The 7057-nt window shown below is 29.3% G+C and carries 4 protein-coding genes and 1 pseudogene; 4 read left to right on the top strand and 1 reads right to left on the bottom strand.

The genetic code is table 11. From position 1 onward, the window contains the following. Positions 1-154: 154 nt before the first annotated feature. Entirely contained in the window at positions 155-817 is a 663-nt protein-coding gene (locus ACRC28_RS00015; protein ID WP_438541410.1) for an alpha/beta fold hydrolase, read from the bottom strand. Between the two features lie 150 nt (positions 818-967). On the opposite strand from ACRC28_RS00015, the gene ACRC28_RS00020 reads away from it, so the two are divergent. The 4 genes and pseudogenes from ACRC28_RS00020 to ACRC28_RS00035 form a co-directional block, all read left to right on the top strand. Next, the gene (locus ACRC28_RS00020) at positions 968-2122 is read left to right on the top strand and encodes an exonuclease SbcCD subunit D (RefSeq protein WP_438541411.1); all 1155 of its coding nucleotides are present in this window, start codon (positions 968-970) and stop codon (positions 2120-2122) included. After that, on the top strand, positions 2123-5257 hold the full coding sequence (locus ACRC28_RS00025; protein ID WP_438541412.1) for an AAA family ATPase: 3135 nt from the start codon (positions 2123-2125) through the stop codon (positions 5255-5257). 193 nt (positions 5258-5450) lie between these two features. Continuing rightward, positions 5451-5876 carry an RrF2 family transcriptional regulator gene (locus ACRC28_RS00030; RefSeq protein WP_438541413.1) on the top strand — a complete coding sequence of 142 codons (426 nt, stop codon included), beginning with the start codon at positions 5451-5453 and terminating at the stop codon, positions 5874-5876. Positions 5877-5997: 121 nt separating this feature from the next. Next, positions 5998-7057, top strand: a pseudogene (locus ACRC28_RS00035) (anaerobic carbon-monoxide dehydrogenase catalytic subunit); the annotation flags it as partial.

Raw genomic sequence — 7057 nt, forward strand, 5'->3', positions numbered from 1 at the left:
TTGATAGTATAATCTTTAAGTAAAATGTTGGTTTTAAGCATACAAACATTTTATCAGAATCCCTAACTTTTTCGAAGTTAGGGATTTGTTTTTTTGTATAAAAAAGGAACTGTGCACTACTTTTTAGTGCGACAGCCCCTTCTTTTTAGTTAAATTATAAATTTAAACTTTGTAGGGTAGGGATTACTTTATCAGAATAATGGATATAACTTAAATGGCCATGATGTTTTAAAATATTTAAAGTACAATTTTCAATATTATTTTTTATAAGAAGAGTGTGCTCTCTAATTATAAAGTCACGCTCACCTACAATTAAATGAACTGGAACAGTTATTTTATGGAGTTCATCTATATCAATATGAGGTTCTGTAACTAACATTTTAAAATCTTTACTTCTTGTAAAAAAAGCGGCAAATTTAAAAGCGTAGTATGCATAGTTTTTCATTCCTCTTGGGTTTAGGTTTGCGCCACAAGAGAAAACTTCTTTTAAAAGATTTGGATGTCTTGAAGCCATAAGTAAGGCTATTATTGCACCATCACTATATCCAAGAACAGTAGCTTTAGCCTGAAGATTTAATTTTTCTATAAATTCACAAAGAATATCAGCTAAATCTTCAAACTTATAAAATCTTACTTTGCTTGATTTGCCGTAGTTTGGTAAATCTAAAGCGTAAACTGTATGTTTTGTGCTTAAATAAGGTTTAATTTTATTGAACATAGTGTTATTGCAAGAATTTCCATGAATAAGAATTAAAGGGTCACCTTCTCCAAGTTTATCGTAGTAAATTTGAAGTTTATCATTAAGTTTACAGTACATAAAAATCACCTTCTAAAAATATTTAAAATATGTAAAATACCAAAGAATAGTATAACATAAAACTACTGTAAAAAATTAGGTGGAGGTTTGCATAAGGAGTGTTATGTAGGCTAAAATAAAAATATAGAATATTTTTAAGGGAGTGAGTAGATGAAAATTTTTCATACTGGGGATTGGCATATAGGAAAGCTTGTAAATAGCTTTTATATGACAGAAGACCAAAAATATATTTTAGACCAATTATTTGAAAAGATAAAGACTGAAAAACCTGACTGTGTAATTATAGCAGGAGATATTTATGATAGATCAATTCCACCTGTTGAGGCTGTGGATTTATTAAATGAAACATTAAATAAGATTATATTTGATTTAGGTACACCAGTGATTTCTATTGCAGGAAACCATGATAGTAGTGAAAGAGTTGGTTTTGGAGATAAGCTTTATGAAAAAGCGGGATTTTATGTAAGTGGAGAGCTTAAAAAAGAAGTTAAAAAAGTAGTTTTAGAAGATGAGGATGGAAAGGTTAATTTTTATCTTATACCTTATGCAGACCCTTATTATGTAAGACAACTCTTTAATGATGATGAAATAAAAAATCATGAAGATGCAGTAAAGAAAGTTATAGAAACTATCTCTTTTAATAAAGAAGAAAGAAATGTAGCAGTATTTCATGGATATGTATCTAAGGGAGCTGAAAAAATAGTAGAAAGTGAGTCAGAAAAAAGACTTTCAATTGGAGGAACTGAAGTTATAAACTCTAGTATATTTAAAGATTTTGATTATGTAGCACTTGGACATATTCATAAGAGACAGAGAGTTGATGGAGATAGAATAAGATATGCAGGCTCTCTTATGAAATATTCATTTAGTGAAATGAATAATAAGGTTGGAGTTATAGAAACAATTTTAAATAAAGATAAGAGTATAGAATCGAGAGAAATAGATTTTCAACTAAAGAGAGACTTTAGGGAACTTAGAGGAAAGCTTGAGGATTTAATAGCAGTAGAGTATTCTGAAAATCAAAAAAAAGATGATTATATAAAGGTAGTGTTAGAGAATAATAGAGATGTAGTAGAGCCTATGCAAAGACTAAGAGGAGTATATCCAAACATTATGGAGCTTAGATATGAGGATGTTTCTAAGGCTATTGATTTAGAGGAAGAAAGATTAGAAGGCTTAAAAAATAAATCGCCATTTGAATTAACAGTAGACTTTTTTACAGCTGTAGGAAGAGAAGATGTATTAGAAGGTGCAGTAGATATAGTAAAAGATGTATTAAATGAGGTTATAAAGGGGGAAAAGTAGATGAAAATAAGAAAGCTTTTAATGAGAGCTTTTGGTCCATATAAAGAGGAAGTTGTATTAGACTTTGCAGGAAATTTAGACAAGGATAATATGTTTGTTATTGCAGGAAACACAGGGGCTGGAAAAACAACTATTTTTGATGCTATAAACTTTGCACTTTATGGTGAAGCTAGCAGTAAAACACGTGATGCAAAGGGGCTTAGAAGTGATTTTGCAAAGCCAGAAGATGACACAATAGTAGAACTTGCATTTACTTTAAAGGGAAATGATTATGTAGTAAAGAGAAACCCTGAGTACTTAAGAAAAAAGAAAAATGGTGAAGGGTATACGGTGAAAAAACCTGAGGCAACATTAGACATAAATGGTGGAACTAGCTTTGAGGGGGGAAATACTATAACAGGAGCATCAAAGGTAACAGAAGCTATAACAGAAATTTTAGGAATTACAAGTGCACAGTTTAAGCAACTTGTAATGATTCCACAAGGAGAGTTTAAAAAATTACTTCATGCAAAGAGCACTGAAAAAGAAGAAATATTTAGAAAAATATTTGAAACAGATATAATTAATGATTTCCAAGTGAAAATAGCTAAAAAAGCAACAGAATTAAAAGGAAATACAGAAAATTTAAGAAAACAAAGAGATGGAAAGCTTAAAGAATATCTTCCAGTTGAAGGTTCAGTTTTAAAGCCATTAATAGATGCAAAGGATTTAGATATAAATCTTATTTTAAAGAATATTAAAGGTGAGTTAAAGAGCGAAGAAGCTTGTATAAAAGAGAAGGAAGAAATAAAGAAAGAAAAAGTTAAAGAAAGAGAAGACCTTATAACCCTATATAATGAAGGAAATGCAATAAATAAAATTATTTCAGGAAAAATAGATGCAGAGATTGCTGTAAAGGAAGTTCTTAGAGGTTCTGAGGAAAACAAAAAGAGAGAAAATGCTAGAGACCTTGGAAGAAAAGCTATGGAGGTTTCCATAAAAGAAGAAATTTTCAATAAAGTAAATTCAGATTTAACTATGAGTAAAACAAAGTTAAATAAACTAAATGAAAATATGGAAATTTCTAAAGAAAAAAAGGAAAAGGCTGAAGGAGAATATCTTATAGCTGAAAAAGAAACATTAAAAGTAAAAGATATTGAAAAGGAATTAGATTCTTTAAAAGAACTTAAAGAAAAGACTGGAATCTATGAAGAAAAGATAGGTTATTTAAGAAGTGTAGAGAGTGGAAATGAAAAGGCGAAGGAGCTAATAAATAACCTTGAAAATGAAAAAAAGGGTAAAAGCTTAAAGATTGAAGAAGCAAAAGCTTACATTGAAAAATGTAGTGTAATGAAGGATGAAAAGATAAAGCTAGAGAGAGAAAAATCAGAACTTGTAAGCTTAAAGAAAGAAGTAAATGAGTTTATAAAAAATATAGATAGCTTTATAAAGGATGAAGAGAATTTAAAAGAACTTACAAAGAATTATGAAGAAAGTGAAAAGCTTGTACGTTTAAGAGAAAAGCTTTTTAATGAAGCTGAAGACAAGCTTTTTAGAAATCAAGCAGGAATTTTAGCAGAGAAACTTAAAGAAAATGAAAAGTGTCCTGTTTGTGGTTCTTTAAATCATCCTGAAAAAGCTAAAATAGAAAATGAAGATATAAGCAAAGAAGAAGTTGAAAGATTAAAAAAATTATTTAATGAAGCAAATAATTCTTTAATAGAAATAAAAACAGAAATACTTAAATTAAGAGAAGGTATAGATGAAAAGAGAGAAGAATTAAAAGAAAAAGGAAAAGAGATATTAAAGATAGAGGAAGTAGAAGAATATAAAGCATTAGGGGTTCAAAAAGGAAATGATATAAGTGTACGTGGCAAAGAAGTCCTAGGAATTTTAAGCACTATAGATAAAGATTTAGAAAAAGAGCCTACTATGAGAAAAGAGCTTGAATCTTTAGAGAAGATTATAGAAGCTAAAGATAATGCAATAGAAGAAAATAAAAAGAAAATAAATGAATTAGAAATAGAAAAAGCTAAAGTTAAAAAAGATATTGAAGAGATAGAAAAGAAGTTTAATGGCGAAATAAAATCTTTAGAAAGCTTAAACATTAGAGAAAATGAGCTTTTAAATCTTAAGAAAAAATTAGAGGATGATTTTAAGATAAAAAAAGAAATGTTAGAGCATTTAAACAAAAATCTTCAAAATCTTTTAGGTGAAATAAAAAGCGAAGATGAAAGAATAATAACGCTAACAAAAGAGTTTGAAACTTCTAAAAATGAGTATATAGAAGAATGTAAGGCAAATGGCTTTAATAGCTTAGAAGAATATAAATCTGCAAAAAAAAATAAAGAAGAGCTTAAAGAGTTAGATAATTTAATAGAAAATTATAATGACAATTTAAGAAAGAAAACTGCTGCCTTAGAAGAAAAGAAAAAAGCATCAGAAGGAAAAGAAAAGGTTGATGTGAATGAAATTGTAAGAAAAGGCAAGGCTAAGGCAAGTGAAATTGAAGAAGTAGAAAAGATAATAAGCAAATTAAGGTCAAATTATGATAATAATAAGAGAGTAATGAAAAGCGTAGAAAGTCTAAGTAAAGAAATTGAAAAAGAGGGAGAAGAATACGAAAAAGTTGGAAGCTTATCAAAAATTATAAATGGAGATAATGATAAGAAGATAACCTTAGAAAGATATATATTAGCAGCGTATTTAGATGATATATTAAGAGCTGCAAATAAAAGGCTTCTTAGAATGTCTAATAATAGATTTGAGCTTTTAAGAAAAAAAGTAGCTGGTGATATGAGAAGTGCTCAAGGGTTAGACCTTCAAGTTTTTGATTCTTACAGTAATAAAGAAAGAGAAGTTACATCACTTTCAGGAGGAGAAAGCTTTAAGGCATCACTTTCAATGGCACTTGGACTTTCAGATGTTGTTCAAAGCACCTCAGGAGGGATAAGACTTGATACTATGTTTATAGATGAAGGTTTTGGAACTTTAGATAGTGAATCATTAGAAAGTGCAATTGATATTTTATCAGAACTTCAAGGTGGAGGAAGAATTGTAGGAGTTATTTCACACGTAGAAGAACTTAAAAATAGAATACCTAAAAAGATAATTGTATCAGGAGAAAGAGACGGAAGTACTGCAAAGTTTGTTTAGGAAAATAAAAGCTATCATAAGTTTATTATGGTAGCTTTTGTTAAAGTTGGATTAAATTAAAGAGGGAGTGTAAGACTAAGATGTTTACAAATTATCATATTTTATGGTAAATTAATAGAGTTAAATTTAAAAATTAATATGAATTTATTTGATAAAGAGATAGATGCAATTTTAGTTAAAAGGATGTGGGAATATGAATATTTCACAAGAGGGAGATTATGCATTAAGAGCAATTCGTACAATGTATAATTTAGGAGAAGATAACAGAATTGAAGCAAGTGTTATAGCTGAAAAAGAAGAAATTCCACTTAGATTTTTATTTAAAATATTAAGAAAGCTTAGAAAAGCAGGAATAGTAGATTCTTTTAGAGGAACTAATGGAGGGTATGTTCTTAAAAAGCCTTTAGAAGAACTTACCATAAAGGATGTTATTGAAGCTGTTGAAGGCCCAATATATATAAATAAATGTGTTGGAGATAAAAAGGCTTGTATTCTTTGTCAAAAGGGTTGTTCTTTATATTCAGAAATGATGGAAATTGAAAGAGAAATCTTAAATATATTGTCTAGAAAATCTTTAAAAGAGATATTAGAACAAAAAGATAAGATAAAATTTGTTTAAAAATGGCAAGATAGTGAATTTTGTCTTGCATTAAAGTGTACTAAAATGGTATTATTAAAAAAGTAAATTATACCAAAAAGGTAAAGTTAAAATATTAAATAGTGAAAGGTTGGAATTTAGTATGTCAAATTGTAGCAAAAATAGCTGCCAAACAAACTGTTCAACATGTATGTCAGCAGATAAGAAGTTAGAAGGATTTATAAGAGAGTTAGACTTTGAAACATCTCATCATAGAGTAGAATCACAAAGTATCAAATGTAAATTTGGTCTTGATGGAGTATGTTGTAGACTTTGTTCTAATGGTCCTTGTAGAATAACTCCAAAAGCAAAGAGAGGAATTTGTGGAGCTGATGCTGATACTATAGTTGCTAGAAACTTTTTAAGAGCCGTTGCAGCAGGTTCAGGGTGTTACATTCATGTAATTGAAAATACTGCATTAAATTTAAAGAAAATGGCTGAAAACAAAGAAGAATTAAAGGGGCTAGGAGCTTTAGAGAGAGTAGCTAAAATATTTGAAATTAATGAAGATGATAAACATGAGGAGGCTTTAAAAATTGCAGATGCAGTTTTAAAAGACCTTTATAAACCAAGATATGAAAGAATGGAATTAGTAGAAAAACTTGCTTATGCACCTAGATTCGCTAAGTGGAAAGAAATTGGGATATTACCAGGTGGAGCAAAATCAGAAGTTTTTGATGGAGTAGTAAAAAGTTCAACAAACTTAAGTAGTGACCCTATTGATATGTATATGAGTAGCTTAAGACTTGGAATTTCAACAGGACTTTATGGATTAACTCTTGTAAATTTATTAAATGATATTATGCTAGGAGATCCAGTTATAAGACAGGCATCTGTTGGTATGAAGGTTATAGATGAAGATTATATAAACATAATGACAACAGGTCATCAACATTCAGTAATAGCTCATCTTCAAGATGCACTTATAACTGAAGAAGCTACTAAAATGGCTAAAGAAGCAGGAGCTAAAGGATTTAGACTTGTAGGATGTACTTGTGTTGGGCAAGATCTTCAAGTTAGAGGAGAGCATTACAACGAAGTATTCGTAGGTCATGCTGGAAACAACTATACAAGTGAAGCAGTTTTAGCAACTGGAGGAATTGATTTAATAACTTCAGAATTCAACTGTACATTACCAGGAATAGAGCCAATTGCTGAAAAAT

The sequence above is a fragment of the Clostridium sp. genome (assembly GCF_051650885.1).
Taxonomy (GTDB): Bacteria; Bacillota; Clostridia; order Clostridiales; family Clostridiaceae; genus Clostridium.